The sequence below is a fragment of the Streptomyces sp. NPDC006610 genome (assembly GCF_040611575.1).
Lineage (GTDB): Bacteria > Actinomycetota > Actinomycetes > Streptomycetales > Streptomycetaceae > Streptomyces.
Genome location: NZ_JBEXOP010000055.1, coordinates 12656 through 26049 on the forward strand (window position 1 = coordinate 12656; position 13394 = coordinate 26049).

The following is a 13394-nucleotide window of genomic DNA, read 5'->3' on the forward strand; positions in this document are numbered from 1 at the left end:
GGGTTCCCTTCAGGCGGCGAGGGCGAGGCGGGCGGCGGCGGTGCGGTAGGCGGGCTTGCGGGGCCGGTAGATGACGGCGATCGCGGCGACCTCGGCCGGGGTGTAGCGGGTGCAGTGGCGGGCGCGGCCCTTGGTGTAGCTGATGCCCTCAACACCGGTGGCGGCGGCCTTCGACGCGTTCTTGCGGAGGCTGCTGGCGACGGTGCGGGCCTCCTTGGGGGCGAGGCCGGCGGCGATGCAGTGGGCGGCGAGGGTGCCGGTGCCGTTTCGGCGGATCTTCGCGGCGGCGCGGCTGGTGCGGGTGCGGGCCTTCAGCGTGGCGCGGCGGGTGCGGTTCGAGTGCATCATGCAGGTCCCCCTCGTTCGGTGCGTGTATATGCACTGTAGACCCTGGTGTATATACACCGCAAGCCCTACGGTGGAACTCATGCATATACACCCCTACGATGGCCCCATGGCCAAGCAGAAGACCGACGGGCACACGCCCATGCGCCCCATCCGCATCCCCGACGACGAGTGGGAAGCCCTCGGTCAAGCCGTCGGCGAGCGGAACCGTGCGCGTCTGATCCGCGAGTACATCCGGTGGCACGTCCGCTGGCCCGGAAACGAGCAGCCCGAGCGCGCACTCGAGCAGATTGGCGGACCCGGTGTCAGCAAGAAGGCAGCAGAGCAGCCCGACGGGCAGGAGGGGCAGTGACCGCATATGAGGTGGTCGCATACCGCGGTGCCCGTAACTGGCACCTGAAGATCGCCGACTATCGCCGGATTGTCAGCGACGGCGAGGGAAAGCCACCCGCCAGGGAACAGGCCGAGGCCCTCCGCAGAGACCTGGTCGAGCGGTCGTCCCGGAGCCGACTTGGCTGGACCCACATCGACGTCAGGCCGAAGTGGGCAGGGGAGCAGCCATGACGGCTCGCCCGCCGCTGATCACCGACCACTGGTTCCGTGAAGGGCCAGTCCAGCCAGACGGCTCTGACGGTTACTGGATCTGCGACCGCTGCGGTGAACATCGAGGCGACCACCTCCAGATCGAAGGGCACTGGCTGAAGCCGCTCCACACCTTCATCCCCCAAGCCCGCTGGCGGCCCACTCACTGTCGAACCTGCGGACGCCATCACCGCCACACCACGCATACCCCGTGGAAATGGGAGCAACTGGCCCCGCCCACGGCATGACGAGGGCCCCGCCCGGAACGCTCCGGTGCGGGGCCGCCCTACGCCCGTCTACTTCCCGATCTGCCACTCCAACGGCTCGTCCAGCACGGACGGCGAGTACAGCACCCGCTCCGGCCGGCTCTCCTCCGGTACCTGGAACACGATGTTGCCACGCACGCAGTCCCCGGCCGCGACCTTGGCGTCCATCGGATACAAAGGCTTCGGGAGGTCGCCCGCGTTCATGCCTGCCGAGTCGACACGTACCCCGCCCTCGTAGCCCAGGGCCCACGGGATGGTGGACGTCTGAATCGGATCGCCGCCCGTGTTACAGACCTTCACATCCAGCACCGCCCACTTCTCCCCAGGGTTCAGGGCTTCCGGCCACCCCTTGACGCCCTCGTCTCGGTAGTTGAGGGCAGCGGCAGAGAACGAGCCGAGGTCTTCTTCAATTTGCGCGGTGTCGCCGAGCTTGAGCTCCGGCCGATTGTCCGGTGTCGGGCTGCTACTCGGGCTCGACGGCGGACTGGTCTCGGTGGCTTTGGCGACGGTCGGCTTGTCGTCTCCGCTGTCGTCGTCGCGGGAGTTCACGACGACGATGCCGGTACCGATGATCGTGGCGACGATGACGGCGGTCGCTCCGATGATGAGGAGGTGGGTGCGGTTTCGTGCCGACGGTACTGGCTGCTCGGGCGGGAGCGGCGGCGGGAAGCCGGGCGGTGGCGGCGTGTTGGTGTTGCTCATCGTCCCCCCAGGACGTCGTTTACGTGATCGGCATCATCCGCTGACGGTGCCCCGCTTGGAGGCGCTGTGCCCATTCCGTGACCCCACGCCTGACTCCCCCGCCTACGGCTTGGGCCCGGACCGGTGATGGTCCGGGCCCTTCGCGTGCAGTTGGTCAGATGCTGTCGTTGAGGTGCTGCAAATCCTCGGGCAACTGCCTCCCCGCGTCGATGACGGCCTGGTTGAGCCGCAGGTATTCGGGGGTCTCGACGGTGATGCCGACGGCGGCCTCCTCGGCGGTGTGCGCGTACAGGTCCGCCTGCGCGCGACGGAACGCGGCGAGAGCCCGGTTCTCCTGAACGTACTCGGCCATCTCGGCGCTGGTGGGCTTGGGCATGGTGTTCTCCTACTCGTCGGGCGAGGTGTGTTGGCGGGTCAGGTGAGGATGCCGTCGGGGAATGGCACGCGTTCGTGGGTGACGGACCAGGAGCGGCGCCACCCCCAGGTGAAGTGGAATTCGGTGAGCCCGAGTTCGATGACTGCGATGGCTCGGTGGTGTCCGTCGGCGATGACAACCTCGTGGGTGCGGTCGTCGACGGACAGCCGGATCGGGGTGGTCAGCCGGCCACCGTTGGCGCTGATTGCCGCCTTGTAGGCGTCGACCGTGGCGCGGTCCTTGCCGCTTTCGAACCGCTGGTGGGCGTGCTTCCACTTGCGGTACTCGGAGGGCCTCACCTGCTCGTCGTTGAGCAGCGCTGTGGGCATCGTCCCGATCCAGGGCATGAGGTCCCCCTTAGCGTCCGGCGTTGTCGATGAGCCACTGCCCGTAGCGGCAATCAGCCGTGGCGTGGATTTCGCCGAGGTCGCATCCGGCGGCCTGTGCCGCGTCGAGTGCGGCGGAGACCTGCCGGTGGGCAGGGTCTGTGTGCCGCCCGGCGCGGTTGGCCTGGTCGGATGCGATGAGGGCGGCTATCGCCGCTTCGCGCGCCTGCTTCTGGCTGCGGCTCACGTCCAGCTCCAGTCTTCTCCGGCGCGGGATGCGCGGCGGGCGGCTTCGGCGAGCGTGGCGGCGAGTTCGCCCCACTCAGGGTTCATGGACCGGCTGCCTGCTGCCTTCTCCAGCAGGTCACCGATGCGACCGGCCTGGCGAGGCGGGACGTGGACGACGTCGGAGAGGCGGCCGTCGAACAGGAAGCTGAGCTCCCGCCATTCGCTGCCGGTGAGGGTGTGGGCGAGGTGCTGGCCCAGGTTGGCGATGGTGAGCGCGGAGCGTGTGCTGCCGACTCCGTGGCTGATGCTGTATCCCAAGGATCTCTCCTTACTGGTTGTGGGTGGCGGCGTGTCGTGCGGCGTTGTCGAGGGCGAGGAGGACGGGTGCGGGGCTGGACTGCTGCGCGTTCCAGGACGGGATGGTCTCCGCGGTCGGGAAGTCGCGCTGGATCGCGGCGAGGAGAGCGATGCAGGCGTCGTCGGCGAGGTCACGCCGACCGCGGGCTTCGAGACGGATGGCGCGGATCGGGCAGACGGCGCCCGACTCGTCGTGGAGAGCGGTGCGGCACCAGCCGGCGGTCTCGAGACGGATGCGGGCCCGGTGCAGGAGGTCGGCGATGGGGCTGCTGTACGGGCTGGGCGCGGCTGGCTGCGGGCTGTCGGCGGGGACACGGATGACGTCGGCCAGGTCGAACGGCGCGGTGTCGGTGCGGGCGTCGACGGCGAGAGCGGCGAGCGCGAGCCGGTCGTCGAAGGAGAGCGGCCGGGGCGGACTTGCCGCGGGCGCGTGCGCGGTGGCGGTCTTCATCGCTGCGCCTTGCCGTCGCCTCGGCACTCGCGGCAGGGCACGGCGCGTTGGACGCCGCCAAAGGCGGTGTAGAGGACGCCGTTACCGACGCAGCACCAGCACAGGCCGCGGGCGGTGGCCTCGGCGGGGCCAAGGTTGCTGTTCTGGGCTTCCCACTGCTGGTCGGTCATGCGGGATGTCATGATGGTGATCTCCTGCTCGCTGTCGGTGGGTGGGAGGTGCGGGGCGCCCCTGGTCGCTTCCAGGCAGTCGAGGGGCGCCCCGGCGGAACTACTCGCGGTTGTCCGGGGTCTCGGTGACGGTCAGGTCCGGCACGTACTTGCGGATGCGGCCGATGCGCTCCCTGGCGAAATCCGGCGCGTTGGTGCTGAACTCGTCGAGGAACTCGCCGTTGGGGCCCTCAACGCGGTAGCGGATCATGTTCAAACCCATGTGCTTTCCTCTCAATTGGTCGGGTGGGTGCCTGCCTCAGCGGCCCCAGCGCCGCTTCTTCGGGTCGGAGCTGTCGCGGACGCGCTTCTCCAGGCCGCGGATCTCGGCCTCGTCGAGGTGGCCGACGTAGCCGGCGGGGAGCGGGCCGGCGACCTGCGGGGCCGGGTCTGCGATGTTGCGCACGCCGGCCGGGGGCTGCTCGTAGACGGTGCCCTCCTGGGCGAGGAGACCGGCGGCGGAGAGGTGGCCGGTCATCCAGTGGCCGGTGATCGGGGACCGCCAGTCGAAGGTGTGGGCGCTGTACAGGTACGGGTCCTCGTAGGGGGCGACGTTGCGGGCGATCTTGCGGAGGGTGTAGACGGTCTTGCCGCTGCTGAGCCAGTTGTTGAGGTCGCGAGCGCCCTTCTTGGTGGGCTCCCAGGTCTTGGCCATGAGGTAGTCTCCTTGTCGTGTTTGTGGTGGCTTGGTCTGTCTGATCTGTGGTGCGCAGCGCCAGAAGGTGCAGGTCACGGCCATGGGGCTCGACGCTCAGTCGATGCTCGGAGCGGATGCCGATCAGATGCTGATCGGCACAGCGGAGCGACGTGACCTGGGGTTTTCTGGCGGTAGCAGAGGCGAGCAGCGATGAATCAGGGGTACATACGGCGCATAATGGTCACAGAAGGTGGCGGAGTCGATCACGCTTGAAGCCGCGCGGGTTCTTCTCGTCACCGATCGGGCCGAGCGTGATCGGCGATCCGGCGCCCGCCGTCTTCATGAGGGCCTTGAACTCGTCGACGCCCATCTCGCCGTAGGTCTCCGGGGTGAACTCGCGGAGCGCGGCGAGCAGCGGCTCGGTCTTCATCCGGTCGACGCCGGCCTTCTCCATCACGGTCACCGCGTCCTCGACTGCGGCCCGCTCCGGGCCGTCCGTCAGCTCTCGGCCCGCGGCCGGCTGCGCGTCGCACAGTCGGAGCAGCTGCTCCCAGGTGAGGAGCCTGACCGGGGCGGGCTTCTTGATGTCGCCTTCCTTGTCGTACTCGGGTTCGCAGTACTCGGGCAGGTCCACGCCGCTCATGGCGTCGAGGCTGTCCTGGTCGGGGTCGAGCAGCCCGGCCTCCAGCCGCTCCTGCGCAACCTTCCGCAGAATGTCGGGCTGCGTCTCGTGGATGGCGTACTCGATCGGCTCGTCGGCTTTGCCGGGCACGCCCTGGATGAAGATGTGACCGGCGTCCTTGGGGTCGGTCTGGGTGGCCGGGGACAGCTTGTGCGGCAGGTAGCCCTCGCGGACGGAGCCGTCACCGAACACGGACCGGGCGTCTTCGACCTTGCAGGGGCCGACGGCTTTGAGGGCGACCATCTGGGCGATGTTCGCCCCGAGGTAGGCGGCCTGGCCTCCCTGTGAGGCGGCCAGGACCGTGATCAGTTCCTTGCGGCCGACGAGGAGCAGGTCGTTGTAGAGGCGCTTGGCGAGTGTGCTGGCCTTGGGTAGCTCGTCGAAGAAGATCGTGACGGCGGGGTGTTCGGGGGTGGGCCGCCACTTCTTCCCCATGCCGAGCTTGGCTCGCAGCCGCGCCCGCCCCTTGGCCATGACCAGGAAGAACAGGAGGACGGCTTCGATCTGCTCGTTGGACCGGGCGGTGATCCGGACGGCGTCGCCGAGGTCTTCGAGTCCGTCGCCGAACGGGTCGAGGTCGATGGTGATGTTGTCGCGGCAGGCGGTGACGCCCTCGGCGAGGGCCTGGAGGATGCCCGTCTTGCCGCCGCCGGACGCGGCGACGATGAGGCCCATGACGCCAGCCAGGGACAGTTCGAGCGGGTCGCCGCCGACGGACGTTCCGACACGGAAGGCGTCGGTGATCGACAGGGACTTGGGGGCGCGGTACGGGAGGCCGGGGGCGGTGGCGAACGGGTCGCCGTCGACGAGGCGGAGCACGGCGCAGGCACGGCGTGCCTTGAGCGGCTGGGGTCGGACGCCGTTGGTGGGCAGGTCGAAGCGGGTTTCGAGACCACCGGCCTTGTCGATGATCGCTTCGGGTGTGCCTTCGGAGACGCGGACGGTGCACTGCCAGCCCCACGGCTGCCGCGCCATGTCGGACACTTCGATGATGGGCAGGTTCTCGGCGCGGGCGGCGAGGAGGACGCACATGGCGGCCTGCTCGGGGGTCTCGGCGCGGGCGAGCGGGAACGGCTCGGCGCCTTCGGGCAGCTGGTCGACGGTGACGGCCCCGCTGGCGGTGGTCTCGGCGGCGGGCAGTCCGGGGATGGGCTGGCCCGCGTCTGCGGGGGTGCGGTCGGTGCCGTGGTAGGCGCCGTACCCGTATGCGGCTACGGCGGCGAGCAGGTCGATCCACAGGCTGCCGGTGACGACACCGAAGGCGCCGCCGACGCCCGCGGCCGAGGTCCAGCCGGCGGTCTTCGCGCTGTGGATGAGCCGGTGCCGCCGATACTCGAGCCGGTAGTGGTCGCGGATGTCTTTGAACTTGGCTTCCTGCATGGGGTCGCCGGCGGCGTCGCGGATGGCGGCGTCGGCGGAGGCGATCAGCTGCGGGTAGTGGTCGCGGTGCTTGTCGAGCCAGCGGCGGCCGAGCTTGCGGTAGCCGCGCATGGTGTGGGGCAGGCGGGCGCTGTTGGCGGCGCGGGCGGTGCGCTCGGCGAGGGTGCGGGCGGACTCGATCCAGGCGGGCCGGCCGGTGTCGGGACGGTGCACGATGACGGCGTCCTCGACCGGCGGCTGAGGCGGGTTCTTGACGAGGGCGAGCGGCGGGCGCTCCTCGCTCAGCGGAGTAGCCATGACGGAGGTCAGTCCTTCTTCTCGGTGGCCTGCTTGGCGGCGTTCAGGCGGCGCTTCGTCTCGCCGTGAAGGCGGCGCGCGACGGGGTGGAAGCGAGGCGTGTCGCCGGGCTTCCGGACCGGCGGAGTGGGCTTGTACGAGGACCGCCGCGTGGGGGTCTTAACTTGGATCGCACGCTGCGCGTTCGTGGTCTTGCTGAGGGTGCTGACGGGGGCGCCGGTTCGGGCCGATTCGACGCGTGCGGCGGCCACGTTGCGGGCCCGGATCGTCTCCGCGGACTCGCCCGGTTCGGCGCCCTCGATGTCGAGGTGCGCACGCCGCCACACGGTCTCAGTCACGGTCGTCTCACCGAGTGCGGCAGCGAGCCGGCAAGCGTGCTCCCACACCTTCGGGAACTCTTCGGCGCGCGCCGCAGCAAGCTGTTCCGCAGCCTCAGCCGCGGCCTTGTCTGCGGCCTCCTTCTCAGCCTGCTTCCGGACCTCCTCGGCAGCCCGCCGACTCTCCTCCGCCTTGGCCACCTTCGCCTGTGCCCACCGCTGCCGCCACGATGGCTTGTCGTCGCGCTTGCGGATCCGGCCGTGCTCGTGGAGATCCCACATGCCGGGGCCGGCAATCGAGGCGAGCGCGGTACCGAACGCGGTCGCCGGGTCGTACTCGGCGAGGCCGTGAACGATGTTGATCGTGGCAGCGGTCAGCGCGCCGAGCCAGGCGACGAGCCGGTAGTGCCAGTGGGGGCGTCCAGCAGTGACCGCGGCGGCGGCACCGACCAGAGCGACCAGCGCGATCAGCTCGATGAACACGGGGGCGACGACCAGGTACTTGGCGTTCTCGTCGTAGAAGGCGTTCATCTGGACGGGGAGGGCGACCGCAGCGCACAGGGCGTAGAAGCCCTGCGCGACGCGGCGCCACCGCTTGCTGGACTTCTCGACGGCTTCCGCCTTCGCAGCCTCAGACTGCTGCTGCTCCTCGGCCTGGCGGCGGGCGGCCTCTCGGGCGCGTTCTGTCTCCTCGCGCTTGCGCTCTGCTTCGGCGATCTTGGCGAGCTGCTCGGCCTCCTCACGCTTGAAGCGGAGCGCGGCCCGCTCGTTGGCGAGGGCCTGCTTCTCGTTCTCCAGCCGCAACTGCTCGGCTTCGGCAGCGGCGCGAATCTTCTCTGCCTCCGCTTTGCCCTCGGCTTCGGCGCGCAGGGCGTCGGCTTCGGCGGCGGCGCGGGTCCGGATCGCCTCCGCCTCGGCCAGGGCGACCGGGTCGAACCGGGGCTCGGGGGCCAGCGGCACGCCGTTGACCTTCTCGACGGATGTGGCGGTCACGGGTGATCAGTCCCTTCTCAGGCGGTGGGGGTGTAGGTGTCGCGGGCCTGGGTCTTGGTGTCGGCGGTGTGGCGGATGCGCTGTTCGTCGATGAGCCCGTCGAGGAGGAGCGCGGCGATGACGAGGGCGGCGATCGTCAGGCGGATGGTGGGGGGTGCGTGGAGGCCGAACAGCCACGCCAGACCCATGACGATGAGGGCGACGCGGGCACGGGTCAGGCCGATCAAGAAGCCGATACTCACGGCAGTTCTCCGGGGTTGTCGGTGGGGGTGGGCTGCGCCGGTTCTCCTTGGCACCCGGGCGGGCCGGGTGCCGCGGACAGCCGGTCAGTCCTCGTACAGCACGCGGGCGCGGCGCCACACGGGCTGCTCGCGCAACTTGCGGTCCAGCTCGGCGTTGATCGCCTCGGCCTGCGGCGTCTCGTCGCCGTGCCTGCCGTCCGGGTCGGGGCGGGCGGCCATCAACCGCTTGATCTCGGCACGGTCCTTCTTCCAGCCCATAACGGGCTCCTCTCGGGTGGGGTGGCGGAACGCTGAGCGGTTCCCCTCACCGCCCGGCACGGGTCCGGGCGGATCGGGCAGCCGGTCAGTCGACGTTGATGAATCGGAACGCGGCGAGAGCGTGGGCCTGCGGGTCACCGGTCGCGTTCACGAGCCGGTCGGCCTCGTCGATGTCGCCGCGGTTCACGGCCTCGCCGGCACGGCGGGCGATGTCCATGTCGATGGTCGACTCGGCTGAGTGAGAAGGCTTGCGGTTGAACAGACCCATGACGGGCTCCTCTCGGGTGGTCGTGCCGGGCGTGGCGGGGGTGGACCACGCCCGGCGGATCACGGGGGTCAGGTGGTGGTCTCGGCGATGTACTGGATGCGGGCCTCGGGAATGGCGACCGTGAGGCCGCCGCTGAAGGACAGCTCCACCCAGTTACCGACCTCCTTGTAGGACTGGAGGACGGCCTGGGTGTGGCCGAGGGCCTTGAAGGCGTAGGTGGTGTCGCCTTCGGTGTGGGTGTCGGTGTCGGTGACGATCTGGAAGCGGGCCACAGTGGGCTCCTCCTCGTAGTGGGGGCGAGTCGGGCGGTTCAGGCGGCGGCCGGGTAGTCGAGGTGGAGTTCGGTGCAGGCGGTGACCCAGTCGCGGTGGATGGGGCAGGTGGTGCGCTCGGCGAGCGGCACCGCGTAGGCGGTCTCCCGGTGCAGAGCCCGGTCCAGGGCGTCACCGAACAGGTCGGCGATCGTCGTCGTGGAACGGACACGCTGGCCCAGCTCGGTGCGGGCGAGATCGGCGCTGGAGATGAACGGAGACATGGCGGGATAGCCCTTTCGGGTCGGTGGGGTGGTGGAGGTGGTGTGGAAGGTGGGGTGCCGCGGGTGGCGGACGGGGGCGGTCAACGCCACCCTCGGCAGTCTCGGGGGTTAGCGGGTGGGGTGCTCGCTGCGCTTGTTGACCTCGCGGAGGCGGCGCATCATCCGCTCGTAGTCGTCCTGGCTCACGCGTCCTCCACCGGCAGGTAGGCGCCGTTGTCGCGGTGCGCGTAAGCGGCGAGACCGCCGGGGGTGTACGGCTGGCGGACGATCGCCATCACGTCGTCCGGCCACCAGCCGAGGAACACCTCCTCAACATCGGCGACGAGCTGCTCGTCCGGGGCGCTCACGACGCCTCCCGCACGAGACGCAGGCGCCGGCCGGCGGCGACGGGCACGAACCGGTGTCCGAGCCGGGTGCGGGTGACGGGGTCGATCGCCACCAGCTCCAGGTACGGCGACTCGCCATCCCAGCCGGGCCACCCGGCCAGAACCTCGTCGGCCTTCGCCTGCAGCGGCTCCAGCCGCTCCCGCTCGCCGGTCACGACTCGCCCTCCGGGACGACGATGAACCGGTCGTTCGCCAGGTCCATACGGACGGTCGCAGGGGTGCCGGACGCGGTCAGCTCCGCGGCCTTCTCCTCCGCCGACCACGACCCGCGCGGGCCGCCAGCCGGGAAATCAGCCAGGATCACGCGGGCGCTCACGCCGCGACCCCGAACGGCTCGGTCCAGCCGATGGCGGCGATCTGCTGGCGGTACATGGCCAGCTCGTCCAGCGTGTCCAGGAGCCGGTCGAACTCGCCGGCCGCCATCCAGTCGGTGGACGCGGCGAGACCCAGGTAGGTGCGGGTCGCAGCGGCCTGCCGGTCCAGCAGGTCCGCCGCCTCCCAGCGGGCCAGAGTGGCCTCGGCGCGGGCCAGAGCCGCGACCGCAGCCGGCGGAAGCGGGGCGGTGTCGCCCTCACGGTCGGCGCGCTCCAGCGCACCGATAAGATCGGTGATAGCCACAGGGTCTCCTTCGCAGAACCTGGTGGTTAGGCCCTGGCCAGGGAGTGGAGTCCCTGAGCTGGGGCCGTTTTCATTTGTGGGCGCAGTCGGTGGAGCGACCGCTGAGGCTTCAGGCGGTGGAGCGCCGTTCGCTTCAACACCATCCTGAACTCGACCTGAGTGCTTGTCAACACTCTATTGAGAACTGGCGTGTTGCCACCTACGCTGAGGCCATGACAGATGCGTTCAAGGAGTCCCTGGAGGCGAAGGTTGCCGAAGTCGCAGCCATAAATGACCTGCTCACACAGGGCCGCGCTGTGCTTGAAGCGCGCCAAAGACTGGCGGAGTGCGATCAAGCCCTGTACGCGATCGAGCAGGCCGCCATCCAAGGACTGCGCCCAGGACGCACGTGGGCGGAAGTCGGCGAGCTGTTCGGACGCAGCCACGCTTGGGCGGAAGCCATCGCCAAGGGACGTAGCGCTAAGCGCAAGAAGACGGGGCATGTCGCCGAGTCAACGCCCGCATCGCGCGCGGTAGAAGGACGGCAGGACGACACCACGACGCCATAGCAAGCCCACCCCGACACGGCGGCGACATCAACCCGCCGTCAGCCCGCCAGACCCGAGCGCGACCAGCACGGGAGCCCCATTGTGGAGATCGTAGAGACCTGGACCGGCCGCGCCGCCTGCTTACTGCAGCAGGCCATGCGACTGACGAACGAGGCGTTCGCGGAACACCTCGGCGTCAGCGAGCGGACGGTCAGCCGGTGGCACAGCGCTCCCGGCATGGTGCACCGAACCGAGGTGCAGCAGATCCTCGACACGGCATACGAACAGGCGGGTGAGACGGTGCAGCGACGCTTCGCGCTCCTGCTACGCCCGCCCGCACCACGCGTGGAAGCCCAGGCCCTGCGGGTGGCGATAGCGGTCGTGCTGCGCGGGACCGACGTGCTGCTGGTGTGCCGGCGCGGCGACGGGGAGCTGCGCTGGCAGTTCCCCGCCGGCATGGTCAAGCCCGGCGCCGACCCGTCGACCGTCGCGGTGCAGGAGACGCACGGCGAGACCGGGGTGCACTGCACGGTGCGCGAGCAGCTGGGCGAGCGCGTCCACCCCGTGACGGGCGTGGTCGCCTCCTACTACCTGGCCGATCACCTGGCCGGGGAGGCGACGAACCGTGATCCGCTCGAGAACGTCGACGTCACCTGGGTTCCGCGCACTGCCCTGACCCGGTTCATCCCCGCCGATCAGATTTTCCCGCCGATTTTGTCCGCTTTGGAGGCGACTGTATGACGACCGAGACGACCACCGAGAAGCCCGGCATCTCCGCCGCCATCATCGTGTCCGAGGGCAAGGTGCTCATGGTGCGGCGCCGCGTTTCGGAGGGCGAGCTGATGTGGCAGTTCCCGGCCGGGCAGATCGAGCCTGGGGAGGCCGCGGAGGATGCGGCGGTGCGGGAGACGGTGGAGGAGACCGGCCTGGTCGTCACCGCAACGAAGCTGCTCGGCGAGCGGGTGCACCCGAAGACCGGCCGGCTGATGTCGTACACGGCGTGCGAGCCACTGCAGGGTGAAGCCCACGTCGCGGACGAGGACGAGCTGGACGCGGTCGCCTGGGTCGCCCACTCGGAGATCAAGGAGTACGTGCCCTACGGTCTGTACGAGCCGGTGCAGGAGTACCTCGACGACGTGCTGCCGCATTGAAGGCAGCGTTTTCACGCCATCCTGAATGCGTCTGTATTTCCGATTAAGCAACCACACCATGAGAGATTGCGCAACGCCACACGAGGTCAGAGCGACGCTACCCACCTGCACGGTTCCCTATGTCCGAAACACTCACCCCCTGCAGGGGGCGATTGCGGGCTTCCGGAACCGGCCGCAGATCTTGTGTCTCATTGGCGTCACTCAGCTAAGTTCCATGGAAGCGAACGGCCGGGCGGTTCGCACCCGCCCGGCCGTTTGACCAGCGAGTTCGCACCTCGCCGATCTATGAACCCAACCCGGTGTTGATTGGAGTCCCATGAAGGGTAGCGCCACGACCGCGTTAACGCCTGCCCCTTTGTCGACAGATCGCCTATTGGACGCACCGCTCGAGGCCCTGCTCGCCGAGTTCGAGGTGACGGTGTCCGTCTTGGAGGCGGACGCCGGCTTCACCGGCGGCGCCTACGTCCGCTCCGATGGCTCGCTGCTGTTCGTGCGGCCCGCGGGCCGACCGGATGTGGAGTGGGAGCTGACGGCGCGGGCGATGCTGGGTGCCGCGCTGCGGGTGCCGCTACCGCCGCTGCCGGAGCCGTACCGGCTGACGGAGCTGTAGCCCCACACTCAGGAACTATGCATCCCCAGCATTGACACGGCAATGCGGGGGGTGCATAGTTGTGGGTGTCGGGCCACACCGCCAGGGGGACTGAGATGGACGCCGCAACCGCAGCCGCGAAGTGCAAGGTCACCACCGAGACCATCCGCACCTGGTGCCGCCAGGGCGTCATCGCCGCGACCAAGCAGGCTGGTCGGTGGATCATCGACCCCAAGAGCCTTCGCACCCACCGTCGGCGCCTCACCGCTCTCCGCCAGGCCCGCCGTGCTCGCGCCGCCGCCGCCATCCAGGCACACATCACCAGCCAGCTCGTCCTGCCCCCGCTCACCGGCAGCGACAAGCAGATCGCCTGGGCCGCCGACATCCGCGCCCGCCACCTGGTGGCAGCGCTCAACCTCGTCACCCACGACGCAGAGAGCGGCCAGCCCGCCAGCCGCGCCACCTACCGACTCGCCACCCCCACCATGTTCGGCCACGACCCCCTCAACGCCGCCGGCGTCATCGGCGCCGACGCCTACACCGAGCACGTAGACGAGGCCGCCTACCTGACCGCCCTCCACACGGTTCTGGCCGCCCGCACCGACGCCCGCTACTGGATCAACAACCGCTGAG

At 69.6% G+C, this 13394-nt stretch carries 27 protein-coding genes; 6 read left to right on the top strand and 21 right to left on the bottom strand.

Translation table 11 applies throughout. The features are described from left to right. Window positions 1–9: 9 nt before the first annotated feature. Window positions 10–348 (bottom strand): hypothetical protein, encoded by a 339-nt coding sequence (locus tag ABZY13_RS30685; protein WP_356636524.1) that lies wholly within the window; start codon window positions 346–348, stop codon window positions 10–12. Window positions 349–454: 106 nt separating this feature from the next. Here ABZY13_RS30685 and ABZY13_RS30690 point away from each other — a divergent pair, with 106 nt between their 5' ends. Next, window positions 455–697 (top strand): hypothetical protein, encoded by a 243-nt coding sequence (locus ABZY13_RS30690; RefSeq protein WP_356636526.1) that lies wholly within the window; start codon window positions 455–457, stop codon window positions 695–697. A gap of 526 nt (window positions 698–1223) precedes the next feature. Here the strand turns inward: ABZY13_RS30690 and ABZY13_RS30695 are convergent. The 20 genes from ABZY13_RS30695 to ABZY13_RS30790 form a co-directional block, all read right to left on the bottom strand. Further along, on the bottom strand, window positions 1224–1895 hold the full coding sequence (locus ABZY13_RS30695; protein WP_356636529.1) for a DUF4352 domain-containing protein: 672 nt from the start codon (window positions 1893–1895) through the stop codon (window positions 1224–1226). Window positions 1896–2049: 154 nt separating this feature from the next. After that, on the bottom strand, window positions 2050–2271 hold the full coding sequence (locus ABZY13_RS30700) for a hypothetical protein (RefSeq protein WP_356636531.1): 222 nt from the start codon (window positions 2269–2271) through the stop codon (window positions 2050–2052). Window positions 2272–2309: 38 nt separating this feature from the next. Continuing rightward, window positions 2310–2657, bottom strand: a complete 348-nt coding sequence (locus ABZY13_RS30705) for a hypothetical protein (RefSeq protein WP_356636533.1) — start codon at window positions 2655–2657, stop codon at window positions 2310–2312. 10 nt (window positions 2658–2667) lie between these two features. After that, window positions 2668–2883 (bottom strand): hypothetical protein, encoded by a 216-nt coding sequence (locus tag ABZY13_RS30710; RefSeq protein WP_356636535.1) that lies wholly within the window; start codon window positions 2881–2883, stop codon window positions 2668–2670. Further along, the gene (locus tag ABZY13_RS30715) at window positions 2880–3182 is read right to left on the bottom strand and encodes a hypothetical protein (protein ID WP_356636537.1); all 303 of its coding nucleotides are present in this window, start codon (window positions 3180–3182) and stop codon (window positions 2880–2882) included. Before ABZY13_RS30715 ends, ABZY13_RS30710 begins: the two co-directional genes overlap by 4 nt. Before the next feature lie 10 nt (window positions 3183–3192). Beyond that, window positions 3193–3672 carry a hypothetical protein gene (locus tag ABZY13_RS30720; protein WP_356636539.1) on the bottom strand — a complete coding sequence of 160 codons (480 nt, stop codon included), beginning with the start codon at window positions 3670–3672 and terminating at the stop codon, window positions 3193–3195. Continuing rightward, window positions 3669–3854 carry a hypothetical protein gene (locus tag ABZY13_RS30725; RefSeq protein WP_356636541.1) on the bottom strand — a complete coding sequence of 62 codons (186 nt, stop codon included), beginning with the start codon at window positions 3852–3854 and terminating at the stop codon, window positions 3669–3671. The genes ABZY13_RS30720 and ABZY13_RS30725 overlap by 4 nt, the downstream gene beginning before the upstream one ends. A gap of 88 nt (window positions 3855–3942) precedes the next feature. Then, window positions 3943–4104: a hypothetical protein gene (locus ABZY13_RS30730; protein ID WP_356636543.1), complete on the bottom strand. Its 162-nt coding sequence runs from the start codon at window positions 4102–4104 to the stop codon at window positions 3943–3945. A 36-nt stretch (window positions 4105–4140) separates the two neighbouring features. Further along, a complete protein-coding gene (locus ABZY13_RS30735; RefSeq protein WP_356636545.1) occupies window positions 4141–4536 on the bottom strand; it encodes a hypothetical protein in 396 nt (131 codons plus the stop codon). 223 nt (window positions 4537–4759) lie between these two features. Then, window positions 4760–6877 carry a hypothetical protein gene (locus ABZY13_RS30740; RefSeq protein WP_356636547.1) on the bottom strand — a complete coding sequence of 706 codons (2118 nt, stop codon included), beginning with the start codon at window positions 6875–6877 and terminating at the stop codon, window positions 4760–4762. An 8-nt stretch (window positions 6878–6885) separates the two neighbouring features. Further along, a complete protein-coding gene (locus ABZY13_RS30745; RefSeq protein ID WP_356636549.1) occupies window positions 6886–8154 on the bottom strand; it encodes a hypothetical protein in 1269 nt (422 codons plus the stop codon). Window positions 8155–8204: 50 nt separating this feature from the next. Beyond that, entirely contained in the window at window positions 8205–8429 is a 225-nt protein-coding gene (locus tag ABZY13_RS30750; RefSeq protein ID WP_356636551.1) for a hypothetical protein, read from the bottom strand. Window positions 8430–8513: 84 nt separating this feature from the next. Then, the gene (locus ABZY13_RS30755) at window positions 8514–8687 is read right to left on the bottom strand and encodes a hypothetical protein (protein WP_356636553.1); all 174 of its coding nucleotides are present in this window, start codon (window positions 8685–8687) and stop codon (window positions 8514–8516) included. Between the two features lie 85 nt (window positions 8688–8772). Continuing rightward, window positions 8773–8955 (bottom strand): hypothetical protein, encoded by a 183-nt coding sequence (locus tag ABZY13_RS30760; RefSeq protein ID WP_356636555.1) that lies wholly within the window; start codon window positions 8953–8955, stop codon window positions 8773–8775. Between the two features lie 68 nt (window positions 8956–9023). After that, window positions 9024–9227 carry a hypothetical protein gene (locus tag ABZY13_RS30765; RefSeq protein WP_356636557.1) on the bottom strand — a complete coding sequence of 68 codons (204 nt, stop codon included), beginning with the start codon at window positions 9225–9227 and terminating at the stop codon, window positions 9024–9026. A 38-nt stretch (window positions 9228–9265) separates the two neighbouring features. Beyond that, window positions 9266–9580 carry a hypothetical protein gene (locus tag ABZY13_RS30770; RefSeq protein ID WP_356636559.1) on the bottom strand — a complete coding sequence of 105 codons (315 nt, stop codon included), beginning with the start codon at window positions 9578–9580 and terminating at the stop codon, window positions 9266–9268. A 92-nt stretch (window positions 9581–9672) separates the two neighbouring features. Beyond that, window positions 9673–9837: a hypothetical protein gene (locus tag ABZY13_RS30775; RefSeq protein WP_356636561.1), complete on the bottom strand. Its 165-nt coding sequence runs from the start codon at window positions 9835–9837 to the stop codon at window positions 9673–9675. Then, entirely contained in the window at window positions 9834–10031 is a 198-nt protein-coding gene (locus tag ABZY13_RS30780; protein WP_356636563.1) for a hypothetical protein, read from the bottom strand. Before ABZY13_RS30780 ends, ABZY13_RS30775 begins: the two co-directional genes overlap by 4 nt. Next, window positions 10028–10180 (bottom strand): hypothetical protein, encoded by a 153-nt coding sequence (locus ABZY13_RS30785; RefSeq protein WP_356636623.1) that lies wholly within the window; start codon window positions 10178–10180, stop codon window positions 10028–10030. The genes ABZY13_RS30780 and ABZY13_RS30785 overlap by 4 nt, the downstream gene beginning before the upstream one ends. Window positions 10181–10188: 8 nt before the next feature. Next, window positions 10189–10494 (bottom strand): hypothetical protein, encoded by a 306-nt coding sequence (locus ABZY13_RS30790; protein ID WP_356636565.1) that lies wholly within the window; start codon window positions 10492–10494, stop codon window positions 10189–10191. A 212-nt stretch (window positions 10495–10706) separates the two neighbouring features. On the opposite strand from ABZY13_RS30790, the gene ABZY13_RS30795 reads away from it, so the two are divergent. The 5 genes from ABZY13_RS30795 to ABZY13_RS30815 all read left to right on the top strand — a co-directional run bounded on the left by ABZY13_RS30795 (window position 10707) and on the right by ABZY13_RS30815 (window position 13393). Further along, window positions 10707–11042: a hypothetical protein gene (locus ABZY13_RS30795; protein ID WP_356636567.1), complete on the top strand. Its 336-nt coding sequence runs from the start codon at window positions 10707–10709 to the stop codon at window positions 11040–11042. 81 nt (window positions 11043–11123) lie between these two features. Next, on the top strand, window positions 11124–11762 hold the full coding sequence (locus ABZY13_RS30800) for an NUDIX domain-containing protein (RefSeq protein WP_356636569.1): 639 nt from the start codon (window positions 11124–11126) through the stop codon (window positions 11760–11762). After that, complete coding sequence (locus tag ABZY13_RS30805) at window positions 11759–12172, top strand: NUDIX hydrolase (RefSeq protein WP_356636571.1); 414 nt, start codon at window positions 11759–11761, stop codon at window positions 12170–12172. The genes ABZY13_RS30800 and ABZY13_RS30805 overlap by 4 nt, the downstream gene beginning before the upstream one ends. A gap of 373 nt (window positions 12173–12545) precedes the next feature. After that, complete coding sequence (locus tag ABZY13_RS30810) at window positions 12546–12782, top strand: hypothetical protein (protein ID WP_356636572.1); 237 nt, start codon at window positions 12546–12548, stop codon at window positions 12780–12782. A 95-nt stretch (window positions 12783–12877) separates the two neighbouring features. Beyond that, window positions 12878–13393 carry a helix-turn-helix domain-containing protein gene (locus ABZY13_RS30815; protein WP_356636574.1) on the top strand — a complete coding sequence of 172 codons (516 nt, stop codon included), beginning with the start codon at window positions 12878–12880 and terminating at the stop codon, window positions 13391–13393. Window position 13394: the final 1 nt, after the last annotated feature.

Bases quoted from the DNA above. Each gene is read 5' to 3' on its own strand.
- ABZY13_RS30685 (WP_356636524.1), bottom strand. From the start codon at position 348: ATGATGCACTCGAACCGCACCCGCCGCGCCACGCTGAAGGCCCGCACC.
- ABZY13_RS30690 (WP_356636526.1), top strand. From the start codon at position 455: ATGGCCAAGCAGAAGACCGACGGGCACACGCCCATGCGCCCCATCCGC.
- ABZY13_RS30695 (WP_356636529.1), bottom strand. From the start codon at position 1,895: ATGAGCAACACCAACACGCCGCCACCGCCCGGCTTCCCGCCGCCGCTC.
- ABZY13_RS30700 (WP_356636531.1), bottom strand. From the start codon at position 2,271: ATGCCCAAGCCCACCAGCGCCGAGATGGCCGAGTACGTTCAGGAGAAC.
- ABZY13_RS30705 (WP_356636533.1), bottom strand. From the start codon at position 2,657: ATGCCCTGGATCGGGACGATGCCCACAGCGCTGCTCAACGACGAGCAG.
- ABZY13_RS30720 (WP_356636539.1), bottom strand. From the start codon at position 3,672: ATGAAGACCGCCACCGCGCACGCGCCCGCGGCAAGTCCGCCCCGGCCG.
- ABZY13_RS30725 (WP_356636541.1), bottom strand. From the start codon at position 3,854: ATGACATCCCGCATGACCGACCAGCAGTGGGAAGCCCAGAACAGCAAC.
- ABZY13_RS30730 (WP_356636543.1), bottom strand. From the start codon at position 4,104: ATGGGTTTGAACATGATCCGCTACCGCGTTGAGGGCCCCAACGGCGAG.
- ABZY13_RS30735 (WP_356636545.1), bottom strand. From the start codon at position 4,536: ATGGCCAAGACCTGGGAGCCCACCAAGAAGGGCGCTCGCGACCTCAAC.
- ABZY13_RS30740 (WP_356636547.1), bottom strand. From the start codon at position 6,877: ATGGCTACTCCGCTGAGCGAGGAGCGCCCGCCGCTCGCCCTCGTCAAG.
- ABZY13_RS30755 (WP_356636553.1), bottom strand. From the start codon at position 8,687: ATGGGCTGGAAGAAGGACCGTGCCGAGATCAAGCGGTTGATGGCCGCC.
- ABZY13_RS30760 (WP_356636555.1), bottom strand. From the start codon at position 8,955: ATGGGTCTGTTCAACCGCAAGCCTTCTCACTCAGCCGAGTCGACCATC.
- ABZY13_RS30795 (WP_356636567.1), top strand. From the start codon at position 10,707: ATGACAGATGCGTTCAAGGAGTCCCTGGAGGCGAAGGTTGCCGAAGTC.
- ABZY13_RS30805 (WP_356636571.1), top strand. From the start codon at position 11,759: ATGACGACCGAGACGACCACCGAGAAGCCCGGCATCTCCGCCGCCATC.
- ABZY13_RS30815 (WP_356636574.1), top strand. From the start codon at position 12,878: ATGGACGCCGCAACCGCAGCCGCGAAGTGCAAGGTCACCACCGAGACC.